General features: G+C 67.2%; 18 protein-coding genes. 12 read left to right on the forward strand and 6 right to left on the reverse strand.

Annotated features, from left to right (window positions below; genetic code table 11):
• Nucleotide 1: 1 nt before the first annotated feature.
• The 10 genes from CG716_RS17315 to CG716_RS17360 all read left to right on the forward strand — a co-directional run bounded on the left by CG716_RS17315 (nt 2) and on the right by CG716_RS17360 (nt 11417).
• Entirely contained in the window at nt 2–643 is a 642-nt protein-coding gene (locus tag CG716_RS17315; protein ID WP_094481766.1) for a cysteine hydrolase family protein, read from the forward strand.
• Entirely contained in the window at nt 640–2220 is a 1581-nt protein-coding gene (locus CG716_RS17320; protein WP_094481768.1) for an ABC transporter substrate-binding protein, read from the forward strand. The genes CG716_RS17315 and CG716_RS17320 overlap by 4 nt, the downstream gene beginning before the upstream one ends.
• 5 nt (nt 2221–2225) lie before the next feature.
• Complete coding sequence (locus CG716_RS17325) at nt 2226–3059, forward strand: N-acyl homoserine lactonase family protein (protein ID WP_094481770.1); 834 nt, start codon at nt 2226–2228, stop codon at nt 3057–3059.
• Complete coding sequence (gene allB / locus CG716_RS17330) at nt 3056–4402, forward strand: allantoinase AllB (protein ID WP_094481772.1); 1347 nt, start codon at nt 3056–3058, stop codon at nt 4400–4402. Before CG716_RS17325 ends, allB begins: the two co-directional genes overlap by 4 nt.
• Nucleotides 4399–5145, forward strand: coding sequence for an aspartate/glutamate racemase family protein (locus CG716_RS17335; RefSeq protein WP_094481774.1), 747 nt, complete (start codon nt 4399–4401; stop codon nt 5143–5145). The genes allB and CG716_RS17335 overlap by 4 nt, the downstream gene beginning before the upstream one ends.
• Nucleotides 5142–6161, forward strand: a complete 1020-nt coding sequence (locus tag CG716_RS17340) for an allantoicase (protein ID WP_094481776.1) — start codon at nt 5142–5144, stop codon at nt 6159–6161. The genes CG716_RS17335 and CG716_RS17340 overlap by 4 nt, the downstream gene beginning before the upstream one ends.
• Before the next feature lie 5 nt (nt 6162–6166).
• Nucleotides 6167–6748: a hypothetical protein gene (locus CG716_RS17345; RefSeq protein ID WP_094481824.1), complete on the forward strand. Its 582-nt coding sequence runs from the start codon at nt 6167–6169 to the stop codon at nt 6746–6748.
• Nucleotides 6745–7779 carry an isopenicillin N synthase family dioxygenase gene (locus CG716_RS17350; protein ID WP_094481778.1) on the forward strand — a complete coding sequence of 345 codons (1035 nt, stop codon included), beginning with the start codon at nt 6745–6747 and terminating at the stop codon, nt 7777–7779. Before CG716_RS17345 ends, CG716_RS17350 begins: the two co-directional genes overlap by 4 nt.
• Before the next feature lie 147 nt (nt 7780–7926).
• Nucleotides 7927–10005 (forward strand): adenylate/guanylate cyclase domain-containing protein, encoded by a 2079-nt coding sequence (locus CG716_RS17355; protein WP_133066965.1) that lies wholly within the window; start codon nt 7927–7929, stop codon nt 10003–10005.
• Entirely contained in the window at nt 10002–11417 is a 1416-nt protein-coding gene (locus CG716_RS17360) for a mechanosensitive ion channel domain-containing protein (protein WP_094481782.1), read from the forward strand. Before CG716_RS17355 ends, CG716_RS17360 begins: the two co-directional genes overlap by 4 nt.
• An 80-nt stretch (nt 11418–11497) precedes the next feature.
• Here CG716_RS17360 and CG716_RS17365 read toward each other — a convergent pair whose 3' ends face one another.
• Genes CG716_RS17365 through malQ form a run of 4 tightly spaced genes read right to left on the reverse strand, consistent with a single transcriptional unit; the run spans nt 11498 to nt 15479 of the window.
• The gene (locus CG716_RS17365) at nt 11498–11953 is read right to left on the reverse strand and encodes a nuclear transport factor 2 family protein (RefSeq protein ID WP_094481784.1); all 456 of its coding nucleotides are present in this window, start codon (nt 11951–11953) and stop codon (nt 11498–11500) included.
• Nucleotides 11950–12831, reverse strand: a complete 882-nt coding sequence (locus tag CG716_RS17370) for an LLM class F420-dependent oxidoreductase (RefSeq protein WP_094481786.1) — start codon at nt 12829–12831, stop codon at nt 11950–11952. Before CG716_RS17370 ends, CG716_RS17365 begins: the two co-directional genes overlap by 4 nt.
• Before the next feature lie 9 nt (nt 12832–12840).
• Nucleotides 12841–13335, reverse strand: a complete 495-nt coding sequence (locus tag CG716_RS17375) for an NUDIX hydrolase (protein ID WP_094481788.1) — start codon at nt 13333–13335, stop codon at nt 12841–12843.
• A gap of 2 nt (nt 13336–13337) precedes the next feature.
• Nucleotides 13338–15479: a 4-alpha-glucanotransferase gene (gene malQ / locus CG716_RS17380; RefSeq protein WP_410431429.1), complete on the reverse strand. Its 2142-nt coding sequence runs from the start codon at nt 15477–15479 to the stop codon at nt 13338–13340.
• Between the two features lie 30 nt (nt 15480–15509).
• Between malQ and CG716_RS17385 the strand changes: the two genes are divergently transcribed.
• Complete coding sequence (locus CG716_RS17385; protein WP_094481792.1) at nt 15510–16703, forward strand: MFS transporter; 1194 nt, start codon at nt 15510–15512, stop codon at nt 16701–16703.
• Here CG716_RS17385 and CG716_RS17390 read toward each other — a convergent pair.
• On the reverse strand, nt 16672–16995 hold the full coding sequence (locus CG716_RS17390) for a DMT family transporter (protein WP_094481826.1): 324 nt from the start codon (nt 16993–16995) through the stop codon (nt 16672–16674). The genes CG716_RS17385 and CG716_RS17390 overlap by 32 nt on opposite strands.
• Entirely contained in the window at nt 16995–17330 is a 336-nt protein-coding gene (locus CG716_RS17395) for a DMT family transporter (protein WP_094481828.1), read from the reverse strand. The genes CG716_RS17390 and CG716_RS17395 overlap by 1 nt, the downstream gene beginning before the upstream one ends.
• A gap of 143 nt (nt 17331–17473) precedes the next feature.
• On the opposite strand from CG716_RS17395, the gene CG716_RS17400 reads away from it, so the two are divergent.
• Nucleotides 17474–19015, forward strand: a complete 1542-nt coding sequence (locus tag CG716_RS17400) for a carboxylesterase/lipase family protein (protein WP_094481794.1) — start codon at nt 17474–17476, stop codon at nt 19013–19015.
• The last annotated feature ends 144 nt before the right edge of the window (nt 19016–19159 follow it).

The following is a 19159-nucleotide window of genomic DNA, read 5'->3' on the forward strand; positions in this document are numbered from 1 at the left end:
GGTGCCGAAACAGCCACTGATCGTGGGCAATCCCGTTCTGGTCGTCGTCGATATGCAAGAGAGCGGCGGCATGCCCGCCGACGAAGTGGGCATTGAACACATGCCCGGCTACGACGACCGAATCGAATTGGCCGAGCGGATGATCGCCGCCGCCCGCGGTGCGGGTATCCCCATCGTGTTCTTCCAGGAGGTGCACCGTCCCAGCGGCATCGACTTCGGTCGCGAGCTGGACGGCAACGAGGGTGAGCACTGCGTGGAGGGAAGGGCGGGCACCCCACTGCACCCGAGGCTGTTGCCGAATCTCGATGGTCCCAACCACGAGTTCCACATCGTCAAGAGGCGCTATTCCGGTTTCATCGGAACGGAATTCGACATTGTGCTCTCCGGGCTGAAGGCGGACACGCTCATCCTGATCGGCGGGCTGACCGACGTGTGTGTGCACTACACCTTCGCAGACGCGCACCAGCGTGACTACTACGTCCGGGTGGTGACGGACTGCGTCGGCGGGTCGTCGGTGTACCGGCACGATGCCGCACTGGACGCCATGGAATACCTGCAAGCCGGTGCGATGCGCACCGGTGACGAGATCATCGCCGCCTTCGAGCGGCTCGGCGCACCCATCCTCGAAGGAGCCACCCGATGAAAAAACTCCGTACGCTCCTCGCGATCGGCGTGACAGCAGCCCTCACCGTGACCGCCTGTGGCGGATCGAATTCGGGTGGCACCAGCACTCCCAACGCGGCGCCGACTGACAAGGTGCTGCACCTGTCGTTCCTGCAGGACCCGGGCCAGCCGCCGGACCCCGACGTCTACTACGCGGGACAGGGCCTTCTGCTGACCACGAACACCTACGAGGGCCTGCTGCAGTACAAGGGCGGTACCGACAAGCCGGTCCTGGAGCCGCTGCTGGCCACGGAGTGGACCGCCTCGCCGGACAACAAGGTCTTCACCTTCAAGCTGCGCGAGGGCGTCAAGTTCCACGACGGCACCCCGTTCACTTCCGCCGCCGTCAAGGCCTCCTTCGACAGGCGGGCGGTGGTGAACCAAGGACCCGCGTACATGGTCACCGACGTCGATTCGGTCACCACACAGGGTGATTACGGCGTCACCATCACCCTGAAGGCACCCAACTCGGCGTTCCTGGACTACCTGGCCTGCCCGTACGGCCCGCGGATGCTCAGCCCTCAAGGCCTGACGAAGAACGCCGGCACCGATAACGCTCAGCAGTACCTGACCACCCACGATCTGGGCACCGGCCCGTACACGCTGACCGCAGCCGAGGTCGGCTCGAAATACCAACTGACCGCCTACCCCGACTACTGGGGTACCAAGCCGTACTTCGAGAAGGTCGAGCTTCCGGTCGTCACCGACGTCTCGGCACAGCAGTTGCAGTTCAACAACGGTCAGCTCGCGGCGATATTGCATGACCTGCCGTCCTCGGCGGTGCAGTCCTACCTGGATAACAAGTCATTCGCGAATTATTCGCTGCCGACCATGATGTCGAACTACGTCTACATCAATCCGCGCAAAGGCATGATGACCGACGTCAAGAACCGCAACGCCGTCATGCAGGCCATCGATGTCGACGAATTGGTGAAGCAGACCTACTTCGGCCGCGGAAAGAAGGCCGAACAGATCTATCCGCCGAACATGATGGCTGCCGAGTTCGGTAAGCAGGCGGTGTCGCACGATCCGTCCGTGCTGACCGGAATCGCGGCCGGTCTGCCGGCCGACCAGAAGACCGTCACCATCGGCTACGACTCCAGCAATCCCGACAACCAGCTGATCAGCAACCTGATTCAGACTCAGTTGGCCGCGGCCGGGCTGACTGCCAAGGTCCAGGCGTACCCCACCTCGCAGATCTACGGATGGGTCGGCAGCGACGGGCAGTCCGCGCCGGAGATCATGACCTATCTCGGGTGGCCGGACGCGCCGTCGCCCTACACCTGGGGCCACATCTCCTGGGATGCCGACGGCGGTCTGAACTTCTTCGGCTGCTCGGCGCCGGCGGTTACCGATGCACTGGCCAAGGGGTTGCCCGCCGGTACAGACGCAGACTTCTCGACGGCCGGGGAGGAAGCGGTCAAGACGGGCTGCTGGCTCAACGTCGCCGATGTCAACGATTTCATGGTTGCTCAGCCGTGGCTCAAGGGCGTCGAGCAGGCGCACGTGGTGACCGATCCGAACACGCTTCGGCTGGCCGCGCTGTCAGTGGGCTGACGTTAATGGTCCTGGGAGACGGGAAAGTTCGCCGGATCATCCTGCTGACACTGGGTTGGGAGGAGCTGCCGAAGTCGGTATCGGTGTACGGGTCGCCACCGGAGCTGCGGATGCGTGAACCCGTGCCGGGTGTGCTGCTGCAGACCGACGGCGGTTGGGTGTTGCTCGACACCGGGTTCAACACCGCGCTGATCCGTGATCCGGCGCTGTACCGGCGGTTCTTCCCGACCGTCGAGTACATCCCGGTGCTCCCAGGGCCAGGTGAGCCGATCGAGGAGTCGCTACACGACATCGGCATCGACGTCGACGAGATCCACCTCGTGGCGCTGTCGCATCTGCACCACGACCATGCCGGCGGCGTCAAGCTGTTCGCCGGCAAGGTGCCCGTGCATGCGCAGCGCCGCGAGCTGGAGTACGGGCTGTCGAATCATCCTGAACCCGAACGCAATGCGATCGTCCGGGTGGATTTCGACGATCCGCGGATCGACTGGGTGCTGGCCGACGGGGAGGCCGAGATCGCACCCGGTATCACCGCGGTACCGACCTATGGGCATACCCCGGGCCACCAGAGTTTCGTCGTCGAGCTCGATACCTCGGTGGGTGGCGGCGGGTTCGTATTCGCCTTCGATGCCGCTGATCTGACCGAGAACATCGCGCACGAGCTGCCGATCGGCGGGTTCATCGACGTCGACCCGGCCGACACGGTGGAGCCGATCCGCCGACTGAAGAAGCTGGCCGCCGAGTTGGGCTACGAGCTCGTTCCCGGGCACGACCCGCATGTGTGGCCCGAACTGACCCACCGGCTCGAGGAGCGGTTCGGCCCGGTGCGGCCACGGTGAGTCCACCTGCCGTCGAGCATGTCATCCGCGCCCCGCGCGCGGCGATCGACGGGGTAGTCCGCCCGGCCGCAATCGGGTTGGCGGACGGCCTGATTCGGGTCATTCGGGATATGGACGCGGTGTTCGATTCCGCCGGGCAGACCACCCTGGACGACACTGTCGTGCTGCTGCCCGGCCTGGTGGACACCCACGTGCACATCAACGAGCCGGGCACCGATTGGGAGGGCTTCGCCACGGCGACCTCGGCGGCGTTGGCCGGCGGCATCACCACGGTGGTGGACATGCCACTGGACAGTGACCCGGTGACGACGACGGTGGCCGCGCTGGATATGAAACGCGCCTCGGCAGCGGGTGCGTGCCGGGTCGACACCGGGTTCTGGGGCGGCATCGTGCCGGACAACCTGGAGTCGTTCGGCGAGCTGGCCGGCGCGGGCGTGCTCGGCTTCAAATGCTTTCTCTCCGAGTCCGGAAACCCGAACTTTCCGCCACTGGACCCATCAGAGTTCCTGCGGGCGATGGCCGTTGTCGCCGAGTTGGATTCGGTGCTGCTGGTGCACGCCGAAAGCGCACGCGTGCTGGCCGATTGTCCGCCAGCCGCGGGCCGCGACTACGGCGACTTCCTTCGGTCGCGGCCCGACGCTGTCGAGCAGGACGCGGTGCGGATCGTGCTCGATGCCGTCGCCGACACCGGCGCCCACGCACACATCGTGCACGTCTCCAGCGCCGCCGTGTTGCCGATGATCGCCGATGCAAAGCGGGACGGACTGCCCGTCACCGCTGAAACATGTCCGCATTACCTGACTTTCGCCGCTGAGACGATTCCCAACGGGGGCACGGTATTTGCAGCCTGCCCGCCCATTCGTGGTGAGGGCAACCGCGCCCTGCTGTGGGCTGCCCTGGTCGACGGCACCCTGGACATGGTGGTCTCCGATCATTCGCCCTGCGCTCCGCAGCACAAGGACATGGTCGGCGGGGACTTCGGCCGCGCATTCGGCGGGATCAGCTCATTGCAGATCGCGCTGCCCGCGCTGTGGACCCAAGCGGTGCAGGCCGGCTGCGGTTTGGCCGACGTATGCCGCTGGATGGCGCAGGCACCCGCCGAGCTGGCCGGGCTCAGCGATCGTGGTGAGATCGCCCCCGGCAAGCGCGCGGACTTCTGTGTGTTCGACCCCCACGCGGCGTGGATGGTGCGCGGCGCCGACCTTCGGCACCGGCATCCGGCCACTCCATATGAGGGGATGGCGCTCACGGGTGCGGTGCGCCAGATGTGGCTCGGCGGCCAGCCGGTCGGCGGCGACAGCCACGGCGAGCTGCTCCGCGCCGGGATACCGGAGCCGGTATGAAGATCTTGGTGCTCAACCCCAACACGTCGGCCACGATGACTGCGGAGATCGACGCCGCGGCCCGCGTGGCGGCCGCGCCCGGTACCGAAATCTACACCGCCGCACCCGGATTCGGGACCGTCGCGATCGACTCCGCGGCCGAGAGCTACCTGTCCGCGGTCGGGGTGATGGACCTCGTCGCCACCCAGCTGGCCGACGGAACATTCGACGCCGACGCAGTGGTACTCGCCGGTTTCGGCGAGCACGGCAAGGACGCGCTGCAGGAGATGCTCGACGTTCCGGTACTCGACATCGCCGAATCCGCCGCTCACGTCGCACATCTCATCGGCCGGAGGTTCTCGGTGGTCACCACTCTTGCCCGTTCGATCGCCCCGATCGAGGACCGGTTGCTGCTGGCCGGACTGGCTGCGCATTGCGCGTCGGTACGGGCGTGCGGGCTGGGGACAGCGGAAGTCGACGCCGACCCGGCCGGCGCGGTCACAGCGATCGTCACCGAAGCCGGACGCGCGGTGACCCAGGACGGCGCCGACGTGATCTGCCTGGGCTGCGCGGGGATGGCCGGAGTGACCGCGGCGATCACCGCGGCATTGGGTGTGCCGGCCGTCGACGGGGTGGCTGCCGCGGTGGGGTTAGCCCAGATGCTGGTCGGACTGGGCCTGTCCACCAGTAAGGCCGGTGCGTATGCACCTGGGCCGGAAAACCCGCGGACGTACTGGCCGCTATCGCAGGCGCTGGGCTCATGACTCTCGACGCCCGCCTTGATCTGGCCTGCCGCGCGGTCGGCGGCAGTGTCGTCGCGGCAAGCGACGAGTCCTTCGGGTTCAAGGAGAACCTGATCGAAGCGGCCGAACCGAGCTTCGTACCCGGCACCTTTGACCTGCGCGGTGAGGTGGTTGACGGCTGGGAGACCCGCAGGCACGCGCCTGCCGGGGACTGGGTCATCGTCCGGCTCGGGGTGCCGGGGCGACTGCGCACCGTCGATGTCGACACCCGCTTCTTCACCGGCAACCATCCGACCGGCTGCTCGCTGTACGGGGCCACACTGGCGGCGACCGACGACCCGTGCGATGCGGGCGTGCACTGGCGGCCGCTGGCCGCGCCCACCACGCTGAAAGCCGATGCGCACAACCCGATCGCGGTCGACGACCGGCGCCGCTGTACCCATGTGAAGCTGGTGATCGCCAGCGACGGCGGGATCGCCAGGATGCGGGCATACGGCGACCCCGTGCCCGACCCCGCACTCTGGGACGGGGTGACCGTCGAGGTGTCCGGCGCCGAGAACGGTGGGCGACTCGAGCATTGCAGCGACACCTTCTATTCCGATGCCCACTCGCTGATCGCCGCGGATCGCCCCAAGAACATGGGATCCGGCTGGGAAGCCCGGCGCCGCCGCGATATCGGACCCGACACCCACGACGCGGTGACAATCTCGTTCCTGACGCCCACCGACCTCGACCGCGTCGAGATCGACACCTCGTATTTCGTGTTCAACGCATCCCGGGAAGTCTGTGTGCACGGCACCCACGACCTTCCCACTTCCGGACGTCCATGGTGGGCATTGTCATTCGAGGAGATCGTGGTGCCGCGCACCCGGCTGCTCCCGGATGCCCGGCAGGTATTCGTGGTGGCTGCCGCCGGGATCACCGCGATCCGGGTGCAGGCCTACCCGGACGGTGGCATCGCTCGGGTCCGGGCGCTTGGCCAGCCCACCGAGGCTGGGCTGGTACGGCTCCGCGAGCGTTGGGAGGCGGCACGGTGACCCCGATGATCGCGGAATGCGCCGGACTATGGCGCCGCATACTGCTGATCGATGCCGTTGGATCCCGGGACACCGGAACGAATGTGCAATGGCTACAGGGTATCTCGCTGTTCGTCGACGTACGCGGCCCGGGGGAGGGATTTGCCGGCCAGCTCGAGCAGCGACTGGACGTTTTCGAGTGGACCAGGTATGTGGATCTGCAGCCACCCGGGCTGCCCGACGCCGGGCGGATGAGCTGGGACGGTGACATCATGGTCGAAGTCGGCGTGCACGCCGACTACACCGAGCATTGGCAGCGGGAACCTGGCCCCACGGACCCGTGCTGGGGGCTGCTGCTCCGCACGGCCGACGACGCGGCAGGAGTGCTGGTGCGGGTGGGGGAGCGCTTCGGCTGGGCCTGGCGAGATGCCCATGCCGGCGAGATCTCACTCGGAGAGATCACCGGGACCGATTGGCGGATAACCACTTCCGCCGCCGCGGACCGAGTAGGGGCGCTGCTGAATCCCCGATTGACAGCGGGACAACTGCGAGTCGACGACGACATCGCCTGGGACATCAAGGAAAGCGAAGGAAGCGTGACACTGTGAGTGGGGCGACATCATTCCAATCGATACCCGTGATCGACATCTGCGGGTTGCGGTCCGCCGACCGCACCGAACGGGAGCGCGTGGCCGCTGAACTCGGCACGGCCGCCCGTGAGGTCGGGTTCTTCTACATTTCCGGCACGCCGATCAGCGACGCGCTGTTCGAGAACCTGCTGGCCGCGACCAAACGGTTCTTCGCGCTGCCGATGGACGAGAAGATGAAGTCCTACATCGGCTTGTCGACCTGTCATCGCGGCTATGTTCCGGTGGGCGAAGAGGGCCTCTACGGCGAGCCGACCGCCGATCTCAAAGAGGCGTTCGACACCGCGCTGGATCTGCCCGCCGACGACCCCGACCATCTGGCGGGCAACCCGATGCTCGGCCCCAATGTGTGGCCCGACATCCCCGGTTTCGCCGAGTCTGTCACCGATTACTACCAGGCGTTGCTGGGTGTCGGCCAGGATCTGTTGTGGGCCTTCGCGGTAGCGCTGGGTGAGGATCCGGACACTTTCACCCGGCATGCCACCAAGACCCCGAGCCAGTTGCGGCTGATCTACTACCCGTACAACCCAGAAGCCAAAGACGCCCAAGGCATCGGCGCGCACACCGACTACGAGTGCTTCACCCTGCTCAAGCCGACCGCGCCGGGGCTGGAGGTTCTCAACGGCGACGGTGAGTGGATCGATGTCCCGCCGATTCCCGGCACCTTCGTCGTCAACGTCGGAGACCTGCTCGAGCTGTGGACCAACGGCGCGTTCGTCGCCACGTCACACCGCGTGCGCAAGGTCAAAGAGGAGCGCTACTCGTTCCCGTTGTTCTTCAACGTCGACTACCACACCGTGGTGCAGCCGCTGCCGCAATTCAGCGACGGCCCGTCACGGGCGCCGCTGGTGGCCGGAGAGCATCTGTTCGCCCAGACCGCACAGACTTTCGCGTATCTGAGGTCCCGCCTCGACAGCGGGGAACTGGTGCTTCCGGAAGGTGCGCTGGAGGTCGGCACGTTTGGTCAGCAGGCACTGCAGTCCCAGAACTGAAGATCCCGACGCTTAGATGCGTTAACATCCGCTCGATCAGCGGCGACGCCGAACGACGAGTGGGGGTCTTACGTGGTCCGACTATCGGGTGCGCTGGCACGGGGTTCGCGGCTGCGATCTCTGGGATTCCAGTCCAAGTTGTTGATCATGCTGCTGTCGGTCAGCATCGTGTCGGTCGTGATCGCCGGCGCCATCGGATACGTCTCGGGCACCACCTCCCTGCGCAATGCCGAATACCAACGGCTGACTCAGTTGCGGGAATCGCGGGCGCGCGAGATCAAGACGTTCTACACCGAAGTCACTGACGCGGCATCGATCGTCACCCACGGCACCCAGACGATCGCCGCGGCCAACGAATTCAGCAAGGCGTTCAACGAACTTCAGACGACGCCGCTGCCGCCGGGCGCCCAGCAGGCGGTGGCCAACTACTACTCGACGGTGTTCGGTCCTGCCCTGGCGCAGAGAACCGGACAACCGGTAGACGCCTCGCTGTTCGAGCCGACCAACAACGCGGCGATGTACCTGCAGAACGCGTACACCGTAGCGGCCCAAGGTAATGAGCAGGCGGCGATCAAGGTGGTGTCGGCGGGCGATCCCAGCGCCTGGTCTGCTGTCAACGCCCGCTACCAGCCGTTCTTCGCCGACCTGACGCAGCGGTTCAAATTCGGGGACGCGATGATCCTCGACACCCAGGGCAATGTCGTCTACACCGCATACAAGGGTGTCGATCTCGGCGCCAACGTGACGAACGGCCCGTACAGCACTACTGCCCTGGCAGCCACGTACCGCAAAGCATTGCAGGCGACGTCGGTCGATCAGACCTTCATCAGCGACTTCGAGCGGTACGCGCCGTCGTACGGCAGGCCGACTCAATGGGTGTTGTCCCCGATCGGGCGGGACGGCAGCATTGCCGGGGTACTGGCTCTGCAGCTGTCCCTCGACTCGATCAACGATGTGATGACGGGGCAGGGGCACTGGGTCGACGACGGGCTCGGGCAATCCGGTGAGACATACCTCGCCGGACCGGACAAGCTGATGCGGTCGGTCTCCCGGGAGCTGCTGACCGATCCCAAGCATTACGTCGAAGAGGTGGTCGCCGACGGGACCCCCGAAGACATCGCCCAGCGTCAAGTGGCCGTCAAGGGCAGTGTGCTCCTGCAATCGGTGGACAAGTACGCGGTCAACCGCGCGCTGACGGGGGAGACGGGGGTGACCACCTCACGCGACTACATCGGACCGGAGGCGCTGGTCGCCTACTCACCGCTGGAGATTCCTGGATTGGACTGGGTGCTGGTCGCCAAGATCGACCGATCGGAGGCGCTGGCCCCGGTCACCACGTTCGCGCGCAACATCGCACTGTCGACGGCGGCGATCGTCTTGGTGGTCTCGCTACTTGCGTTGTTGTTCAGTCGGATTCTCACCCGGCCGATCAAGAGTCTGGGCGCCGCGGTGCGCCGCGTGGCCGGCGGCGAACTCGGCGTGAGCGTGCCGGTCACCGCGCAAGACGAAATCGGTGAGCTGGCTTCCGCTTTCAACGATATGAGCGCGAGCCTGCAGACGAAGCAACTGCTGATCGACGAGCAGCGGCGCGAGAACGACGAGCTGCTGGCGACTCTGATGCCCGAACCGGTGGCACGACGCTATCGCGATGGCGAGGAGAACATCAGCACCCATTACCGCGACGTCTCGGTGATCTACATCCAGTTGCTCGGGTTCGACGAGTTCAGCCGTTCGATGCCTTCCGGAGAATCGGTCGCGATGCTCAACTCACTGGTCGAGTCCTTCGACGGGGCCGCCGAGCGACACGGGGTGGAGCAGGTCCGCAGCATGCAGGACAACGGATTGCTGGCGACCTGCGGCCTGGTGGTGCCGCGGGTCGATCACGCCAGCCGGACGATCGCGTTCGCGCAGGAGCTGACCGAGATCATGCACCGCTTCAACGACCAGCACGGCGCGCGGCTGGCGATCCGGGCCGGTATCGACAGCGGGCCGGTGACCAGTGGTCTGGTCGGGCAGCGCTCGAAGATCTATGCGTTGTGGGGTGAGGCCGTTGACCTGGCCAACCGGGTGCATTCAGCGACCAAGACGCCCGGGGTGTTCGTCAGCGACCGGGTGCATGAGGCCGTGGTCGGCATCTACTCGTTCTCCGACGCAGGCACCCTCAGCGGCGCCGAGGGGAACGAACCGGTGTGGCGCCTGGATGTCGGAACGCGGCAGTCGGTATGAACAGCTTCACCTCTCAACCCTGGTTCTGGCCGGCTCTCGGCGTCATCGTCGGCCTGCCACTAGCCCTGCTGCTGCTCAACGAGCTGCACGCGTTGCTGGCGCGCCGAGGAAGTTCCTACGCCAAACCTGTTGCACTGCTGCGTAACTGGGTGCTGCCCGCATGCGCGGTGTATCTACTGGTGGCTCAGCTGGAGCAGGCCGATGTGCAGGCCACCTGGTCGAAGATCGCCGCGACGGCGTTCGGGTTCCTGATCATGCTGCTGCTGTTGTCGGGGGCCAATGCCGCGTTGTTCGGTGCGGCGCGGGCGGGCAGCTGGCGTGAGCGACTGCCGGGCATCTTCATCGACATGGGCCGGCTCGTCCTGATCATCCTGGGCGTGGGGCTGCTGCTGTCATGGGTGTGGGGCGCCAACATCGGCGGCCTGATCGCCGCGGTCGGGGTGACATCGATCGTCATCGGCCTGGCGGTGCAGACTGCCGTCGGACCGGTGATCGCCGGATTGCTGCTGCTGTTCGAACAACCGTTCCGAATCGGTGACTGGCTGGACACTTCGCCGGCCAAAGGCCGCGTGGTCGAAGTGAACTGGCGTGCGGCGCACATCGACACCGGCAACGGGATCCAGATCGTGCCGAACGCAATGCTGGCGACGGGATCGTTCACCAACCTGAGTCGGGCGCAGGGGGCGGCCTACCAGGCGTCGGCAACGCTGGCGTTCGGACCCGACGACCCGCCGGGTGCGGTGGGCGCTGCGCTGATGTCGGTGGCCACGGGTTTGCCGACGCGGCTGGGCAGTCTGCCGGCCAAAGTGGTGGCGCTGGGCGAGGCCAAGTACAAGGTGTCGGTACCGATCGCATCGCCGGCTGATGAGTCGCGGACCAAGGCGCTGCTTCTGCACCGCGCTTGGTATGCCGCACAACGGGCGGGGCTGCACCTCGACGAGGCGAGCCCCGACGCCGAGACCGCCAAAACCTATGTGGAGAGCCAGTTGCAGCGGGTCGCTGCCGGGCTGGGCCTCGGCGAGGACGCGGTCGCCGCGATGGCGGCGCATGCCCGCCAGCTGCTGTACGCCGAGGGCGAGATCATCCAACCGGTGAACAGCATTCCGGAGGCGGTCGGGTTCATCACCGCAGGATCGGTCGGGCTGTTGGTCTACGCCGAAGACGGCCGGGAGCTGTCGCTGGGCAGCATCGGAGTGGGGGACTACATCGGCGGGACCTCGCTGACCCGCCAGCGGATGATCACCGGCGTCGTCGCGCTGACCGACACCACGATCGTGTCGGTACCGCGCGACGCGATGAACGCGGTGGTGCAGAACAATGCCCGGCTGGCACGTCAGATCGGCGAGGTCATCGAAATGCGCCGTAAGGGCGCGACCGACGCGCTGGCCGAAGCCGCTGCCGGCGTGCGCTAGGCAAATCGCCGGCCGTGGGCCTTATCGTCGAAACTTCGCGGCGTTTCATGCGGTAACCCCCACGCTCGGCGCACAGAAACCTACCGCAGCCGACGGGTGGGACGCGTCTCGATCGCATCGATCGTCAGCGCGCGCCGCGCGAGCAGCCAATCCGATTCGGCGCGCACGTACTCGTCGTCGTAGCGCAGGTACCACACCAGGTCGGCGACACCGTCCGAGCGCCGGCTCCAATGATGTGCGGTCGCTGCGATACGCCCATGTACAACATCCGGATTCGTCCCCGGCGTGTAAACCTCCGAGTCGATGCCGTGATGGGTCCGTCCGACGTTGGTGGCCTCCGACAACGCCACGCCGATGGCGTCGGGTCCGCGCTGATGCCGCACCGGGGTCAGCACATCGGGCGGCTCGGGCAGCACCAGTTCGCCGTCGGCGACAAACAATCGGAGCACCGTCTCGACATCCCGATCGTCGACGGCAGCGGCGTAGCGATGTACCAGCTCTGACAACGCCAACCGGTCTGGGACCGAAAGGCTCACGGCTGCAAGCCCAGTCGTTCTGCGCAGGCCGACAGCACGTCCTTGGCCTCGTTCAGGTCGCTGATTGACGGCATCCCCAGCACCAGCCGGTTGGCGCCCATCTCGACCAGCCGGCCGGCGCGGTCGGCGTCGACCTTGGTGACCAGGTGGCCCAGCGACAGCTCAAGCTCATCCGGGTCGCGGCCGGAATCCTCGGCCGCCATCCGCATCACTTCGACCAGCGTGGCCAGTTCCGAGCCGGCCACCCCGAGCGGCTGAAAGCCGTCGCCCAGCCGTCCTGCCCGGCGCGCCGCCAACCGGCTGTGCCCACCGATGTGAAGCGAAACACCCTGGGCAGAAACGGGTTTCGGATAACACATGACATTGTCAAAGTCGAAGAACTCGCCATGATGACTGACCCCGTCGGGATGGTCGGCCCACAGCTGCCGCAGCACGTGAATCTGCTCGTCGGCACGCCGTCCCCGGCTGTCGAAATCCGCTCCGCAGGCTTCGATCTCCTCGCGCAGCCACCCCACCCCGACGCACAGCCGGAGCCGCCCGCGGGAGAGAACGTCGACGGTCGCAGCTCGCTTGGCGAGCATCACCGGGTGGTGGTTGGGCAGCACCAGCACACCGGTCGCCAACCCCAGCGTCGTCGTCTGACCCGCCAGGAACGCCAACAGCTCCAGCGGATCGGGCACCGGATCCGCCGGGGTCAGCTCGACCCGCCCGGACGGGTCGTAGGGATACACGCTGGTGTAGCGGGTCACCAGCACCGTGTGCTCTGCGACGATGATCGACTCGAAGCCGCTCGCCTCGAGGTGGCGGGCGAATTCGCCCAGCCACACGGGGTCCGCGGTGCCTGAGGCTCCGACCGGAGCAACGACGGAGACCTTCACGTCGTGAGGCTAACCCTCCGGCCCTGAGTCGCCTTCGCCGAGTCCCGTCAACTGAGCCATCAACAGATCAAGAAACGTCACATGTCCCTTGAGGAGCTTCCGGCGGGCGTGTGCCACCGGGAACCAGCCGACCCGATCGAGTTCGGGAAACTCCTGCAGTCGCCCGGACCCCTTCGGCCACTCCAGCGTGAAGGTGTTGCTTTGCGCTTCGGTCACATCCAAGTCGGCGCCGACGCCGAACACCGTCAACACTTTGCCGCTCGGCTGCTTGACCGCGTCGAACGCGATCCTGGGCCCGTCCGGTACATCGCAGCCCAGCTCTTCGGCGAACTCACGTTGCGCGGCCGCCCACGGGTCCTCGCCGGGTTCGTACTCGCCCTTGGGAATCGACCATGCGCCGTCGTCCTTGCGCGCCCAGAACGGGCCGCCGGGATGGCCGATCAGAACTTCCACCACATCGTGGGCTACCCGGTACAGCAGCACGCCGGCACTGTATTTCGGCATCGCTATTCGGGGCGCGGCGCCGTCGCCGCCTGCAGCGCGGCCGCCAGCCTCTGTGCCCTCGGGTCGGTCAGCACGTCCTCCAGCAGCAGCGGTGAGCCGTCGGGCCCGGTCAGCGGAACCCGCCAGTTCGGATACTCATTGGTGGTGCCAGGCTGGTTCTGGGTGCGCCGGTCGCCCACCGCGTCGGTGAGCGCCAGCCCCAACAGCCGGGACGGGGTTCGCGCCAGATACCGGTACAGCCCAAGGATCACCTCCTCCTCGTCGGGATTGTCGCCGAGCAGCCCGACCCTGCGCAGTTCGGCCAGCCACGCCGCCTGCTCGGCGCGGTCGTCGGCCAGCTCGTCGGCCGCGGGCCGGGTGAGCAGCCCCAGCTCGTCACGCAGCCGTACGTGTTCGCCGGCCAGATAGCCCGGTGTCGGCGGCAGGTCGTGCGTGGTCACCGACGACAGGCACAGCTCGCGCCATCGTTCGGCCGGCAGCGGCCCGCGGTCACCGTCGTTGTCCCGTTCGAACCACAGGATCGAGGTGCCCAAGATCCCGCGAGCCCGCAGGTAGTCGCGGACCCACGGCTCCACGGTGCCCAGATCTTCGCCGACGACGACGGCACCGGTTCGGTGTGCCTCGAGCGCGACGATTCCGATCATCGCGTCGTGGTTGTAGCGGACATAGGTGCCCTTGGTCGGCGACGCACCGTCGGGAATCCACCACAGCCGGAACAACCCGATGATGTGGTCGATCCGAACCCCGCCCGAGTGCCGCAGGATCGCCTCGATCAACGTCCGAAATGGTTGGTAGCCAAGCTCTTCGAGTTGATCGGGCCGCCATGGCGGCTGCGACCAGTTCTGGCCGAGCTGATTGAACTCGTCGGGTGGCGCACCGGCAGCCACTCCCAGTGCCAGCACGTCTTGCAACGCCCAGGCGTCGGCACCGTCGGGATGCACCCCGACGGCCAGGTCAGCCATGATTCCCAGCACCATCCCGGCGCGGACCGCCTGCGACTGGGTGGCGGCCAGCTGATCGTCGAGCTGCCACTGCAGCCAGCGGTGAAAATCCACCGCAGAGCGGTGTTTGGCCACAAAGTCGGCCACTTCCGGGTTCCCCGGGTGCCGCAGCGCCTCGGGCCATTCGTGCCAGTTGCCGCCATACTTCTCGGCCAACGCCGACCAGGTGGCGAAGTCGTCAAGGGCCCGGCCCTCCCGCTCCTTGAACGCCTCGAAGGCCAGCTGCCGGCCCGCCGACCGAGGCACCCGGTAAATCGCCTTCAGCGCAACGCGTTTGGCTGCCCACGCCGAATCACGGTCGATGGTGTCGACCTTGCGCGCCTGGGCTTGGACGGTGGCCCGCACCTTCCATACCCGCCCACGCTTCGGCAGATAAGCGAATTCGGGGACGGATTCGACCCGAAGGTACAGGGGATTGGTGAACCGACGAGACGTCGGAAGGTAGGGGGAGGGTTCCATGGGTTCGGTCGGTGCGGCCGCATGCAGCGGGTTGACCAGGACGTAGCCGGCGCCGTGCTGCGCGCCGGCCCACACCGCCAGATCGGCGAGATCGCCGAGATCCCCGACGCCCCAGGAGTTTTTCGACCGCACGCTGTAGAGCTGGGTGGCCAGCCCCCAGGTGCGACGGGCCCCGAGCCGGGCCGGCAGCCCCAGCCACGGCGGGGTGACGATCAGCGGGGTGCTCGACTCCTCACCGGCGGAGCTCAGATGGACGCTGTGATATCCCAGCGGCAGATCTCCCGGTACGACGAACGTCGCCTCACCCACGAGCCGGCCGTCCAGTTCGAACGGCGGGGTGAAGTTGTCGGCCTGTCGAACCCCCGTGCGAACCGTGCCGTCCTCGAGCCGAACCCAGACATATGCCAGTTCACCGTGGGTGACATGCACCCAAAAGGACGTCTCGCTGCCGGCGCGGCCGATGATCGTCGGCGGCAGCGACCGCGACCAGTACCGGGCGTCCAGGGCCGAAAGTGCTGCTGCCCGACCCTGTTCGGTGCCCGCCTCGACACCGAGCGCGGACAGGACCCCGATCAGAGTGGCTTCGTCGACCGTCACCAGCCGTCCCGTCCAGTCGTGATAGTCGGTGGCGACGCCGAACCGGTGGGCGAGGTCGGACAGTGCCGAGTCAGTCATGGCTGCCATCTTGCTTGGTTACCCGTAACCTCGCCTCACATGGGCGCCCCCGGACTCGACGTGCGCAACCGCCGGGCCCGGATTGCGACGGCGGCGCTCTTCCTGACCAACGGCGCCTTGTTCGCCAACCTGCTGCCGCGCTACCCCGAGATCAAGGCGGACCTCGGCCTGTCCAACACGGACTTCGGTCTGGCGGTCGCCGCGTTCTCGGCGGGCGCGCTGCTGAGCGGTCCCGCCGCGGGTGCGCTGATCCGCCGCTTCCGTTCCTCGGTGGTCGCGGTTGCGGGCGGGCTGCTGATCGCGGTGTTCGTTCTCGCCGCCGTGCTGGCACCCACCGGCGCCACGCTCGCGGCGGCACTGTTCTGCGCCGGCGCCGCTGACTCGGTGACCGATGTCGCCCAGAACGTGCACGGTCTGCGATTGCAACGCGAGTACGGCCGGTTCATCATCAACTCGCTGCACGCGGTGTGGTCGGCGGGGGCGGTCCTGGGCGGCCTGATGGGCGCGGGCGCAATCTATCTCGGCATTCCGCGGGCGGTGCAGCTGTCGGTGTCCGGTGTGCTGTTCAGCGCGATCTGCCTGATCGGCTACTGCTTTCTGCTGCCGGGCCCCGACCATGACGAGGCCGACAAGCGGCACCAGCAGGCAGCCTCCGCGGGAGCGGGCCGCGCCGTCTACCTCGTACTGGCTGCGTTGGTGGCCATCGCGATCGCGGGCGCCGTCGTCGAGGACGCCGGCAGCTCGTGGGCGACGCTGTATCTGCGTGAATCGCTGGCGGCCCCGGCGGCACTGGCCGCCTTCGGCTACGTGGCACTGATCGGCTTCCAGTTCATCGGCCGCGCACTCGGCGACCGGATGGTCGATCGGTGGGGTCAGCGCGCGGTGGTCCGGGCCGGGGGATTGCTCATCACGCTGGGCATGGCCACCGCGCTGGCGTTCCCGAGCATCCCCGGCAGTATCGCCGGGTTCGCCGCCGCCGGATTCGGTTCGGCCACACTGGTGCCGGCTGCCATGCACGCCGCCGACGAGCTACCCGGGCTGCGGCCCGGCACCGGGCTGACTGTGCTGACCTGGCTGATGCGCGTCGGCTTCCTCGGTTCGCCGATCGTGGTGGGTGTGATCGCCGACGCCATGTCACTGCGCGTGGGACTGCTCACCGTGGTGGTGGCCGGGCTCGCGGCCGTGCTGCTGGCCCGGGTGCTCAGCCCACGGAACCCGTCAACTCGATCGTGAGCACACCGGCGATGATCAGCCCGATGCCGGCCACCATCACCCACGTCAATGGCTCGGCGAAGAGCACCCGCGCGATCACCGCGATCAACGCCACTCCGGCCGCCGACCACACCCCGTAGGCAACACCGACGGGCATACCCAGCGACAGCGTGACCGACAGCAGCGTGAACGCCACGAGATAGCCGATCATCATCGGCGCGATCCACGCCTTCTTGCGGAAACCGTCCGACGCACGCAGACACAAGGTGGCGAATACCTCGACTCCGATGGCGCCGGCCAGAGTCAGCCACATCACGGCGGGGCCTCGTGGTGTCGCGACCCCAGCTCCACCAGCAGCACCCCGGCGATGATCAGGCCGATACCGACGATGATCGGTGTAGTGAACGGGTCGTCGAAGATCACCGCGGCCAGCGCCGCCGTTGCCGCGGTTCCCACCGCGCCCCACACGCCGTAGGCCACCCCGACCGGCATGCCGGCCCGCAGCACCAGCGCGAGGAAATAGAACGAGGCGAGGTAACCGATCGCCACGACGATCAGCCACGCCTTGTGATCCTGGGAGGCTCGCAGCGACAGAGTGCCGGTGACCTCGACGAAGATGGCGGCCAGAAGCAGCGCCCACTTCCGCACGCCCGGCACCTCCATCGGCTATCAGCCCGGTCAGGATAGCCGGGTCAGCGACGTGTGGCCGCCGCCATAGCGGAGCGTCCCGGTGGCCGAACAGACCCCGGGCAACGTACCCATGGCGATTACCCGTCGGTAACGTGGACGGAATGACAACGGATGCGCATTTTCGGCCGGTCGTCGACCAGCCGGTCGTCGCGACCACCTACGGCCCGGTGCGCGGGGCGGACAACGGCCGAGTGAAGACGTGGAAAGGCCTGCGCTACGCCGCTGCGCCGGTCGGGGACCTTCGCTGGCGCGCGCCGGCGGCCCCCGAGCCGTGGACCGAGATCGCCGACGCGACGTCGTTCGGGCCGGTCAGTCCGCAGCCCCGCAGCCCGATCCCGATGGGCCTTGGCACCCGAGCCGACGAGGACTGCCTGTTCCTCAACGTGTGGGCGCCCTCCGGCGCCGACACGGGCGCCAAGCCGGTGATGGTGTGGGTACACGGCGGCGCTTACATCTTCGGCGCCGGCAGCCAGCCGCTTTACGACGGATCGGTGCTGGCCGACAGTTCCGACGTCGTCGTTGTGACCATCAACTACCGCCTCGGCGCGCTGGGCTTCATCGATCTTTCGTCGGCCGGGTTCGACAGCAACGTCGCTTTGCGCGACGTGCTGGCCGCGCTGCGCTGGGTGCGTGACAACATCGCCGGCTTCGGCGGTGACCCGGACCGGGTGACGTTGTTCGGCGAATCCGCCGGCGCCGGGATCGTGACGACACTGCTGGCTGTGCCCGCGGCCGCCGGGCTGTTCTCGCGGGCGATCGCCCAGAGTTCACCGGCCACGTCGATCTACGACACCGACCGGGCCGGCGCCGTCGCCCAACTGCTGTTGGACCGGCTCGGGATGACTGCCGCCGAGGCTCACCAGGCTCCTGTCCAGGCCCTGATCGACGCCTCCATGGAGGTGTTCGACCACGTGCCGACCGCGACACCAGGGCGGCTGGCGTTCGCCCCGACCGTCGACGGCGATCTTGTGCCCGACTACCCGGTGACGCTGGCCCGCGCCGGCAAGACGCACCGGGTGCCGTTGCTGATCGGGACCAACAAGGACGAAGCCGCGCTGTTCCGGTTCATGCGCTCACCGCTGATGCCGATCGCGCCCAAGGCAATTCGCACGATGTTCGACGAGATCGCCAGCGACCAGCCCGGTCTGCAGCTGCCGACCGCCGAGCAGATCGGCACGGCGTACCCCGCCCGCCGCGCCCGCACCCGCAGCCTCGGCGTAGCGAGCGACATGGGCTTCCGGATGCCCACGGTGTGGTTCGCCGAAGGACACGGCGCGGTGGCACCCGTCTACCTGTACCGATTCGATTGGGCGACACCCGTTTTCAAGGCGATCCGACTCGGCGCCGCGCATGCCACCGAGCTGATCTACGTGTGGGGCAACCTGGTCTCCGGTTCCCGCGATATCACCTTCAAGCTCGGCGGCCTCAAAACCGGTGAAGCGCTGTCGCAGCGGATGCGCACCCGGTGGGCCAACTTCGCGGCCACCGGCGTGCCCTCCGGGCCGGTCGGGGAGCCACAGTGGGCGCCCTACGAGGTCGATCGCCGCACCACCCTGATCATCGACCGGGAGGACAAAGTGGTCGATGATCTGGACCGCACGATCAGGCTGGCCTGGGGCGATCAGGTGCTCAGCTTCCGCTGAGCGAGCTTCTTGACGCGGTGTCTAACAACGCAGCCCGATCGCGTTAGACTCCCCGCGGGCGGTCGGAACAGCTGATATGTAGGCGTTGTTTGTCAAGAGGCAGGTGAAAGCCGCCCCGGTTTTGGTGCCGGGGCGGCTTTCGTT

The sequence above is a fragment of the Mycolicibacterium sphagni genome, assembly GCF_002250655.1.
Lineage (GTDB): Bacteria > Actinomycetota > Actinomycetes > Mycobacteriales > Mycobacteriaceae > Mycobacterium > Mycobacterium sphagni.

Coding starts and splice junctions, on each gene's coding strand:
- CG716_RS17325 (WP_094481770.1), top strand. CDS start 2,226: ATGGTCCTGGGAGACGGGAAAGTTCGCCGGATCATCCTGCTGACACTG.
- CG716_RS17390 (WP_094481826.1), bottom strand. CDS start 16,995: ATGTGGCTGACTCTGGCCGGCGCCATCGGAGTCGAGGTATTCGCCACC.
- CG716_RS17400 (WP_094481794.1), top strand. CDS start 17,474: ATGACAACGGATGCGCATTTTCGGCCGGTCGTCGACCAGCCGGTCGTC.
- malQ (WP_410431429.1), bottom strand. CDS start 15,479: ATGGCAGCCATGACTGACTCGGCACTGTCCGACCTCGCCCACCGGTTC.
- CG716_RS17320 (WP_094481768.1), top strand. CDS start 640: ATGAAAAAACTCCGTACGCTCCTCGCGATCGGCGTGACAGCAGCCCTC.
- CG716_RS17360 (WP_094481782.1), top strand. CDS start 10,002: ATGAACAGCTTCACCTCTCAACCCTGGTTCTGGCCGGCTCTCGGCGTC.
- CG716_RS17375 (WP_094481788.1), bottom strand. CDS start 13,335: ATGCCGAAATACAGTGCCGGCGTGCTGCTGTACCGGGTAGCCCACGAT.
- CG716_RS17355 (WP_133066965.1), top strand. CDS start 7,927: ATGCTGCTGTCGGTCAGCATCGTGTCGGTCGTGATCGCCGGCGCCATC.
- CG716_RS17345 (WP_094481824.1), top strand. CDS start 6,167: ATGATCGCGGAATGCGCCGGACTATGGCGCCGCATACTGCTGATCGAT.
- CG716_RS17335 (WP_094481774.1), top strand. CDS start 4,399: ATGAAGATCTTGGTGCTCAACCCCAACACGTCGGCCACGATGACTGCG.
- CG716_RS17340 (WP_094481776.1), top strand. CDS start 5,142: ATGACTCTCGACGCCCGCCTTGATCTGGCCTGCCGCGCGGTCGGCGGC.
- CG716_RS17385 (WP_094481792.1), top strand. CDS start 15,510: ATGGGCGCCCCCGGACTCGACGTGCGCAACCGCCGGGCCCGGATTGCG.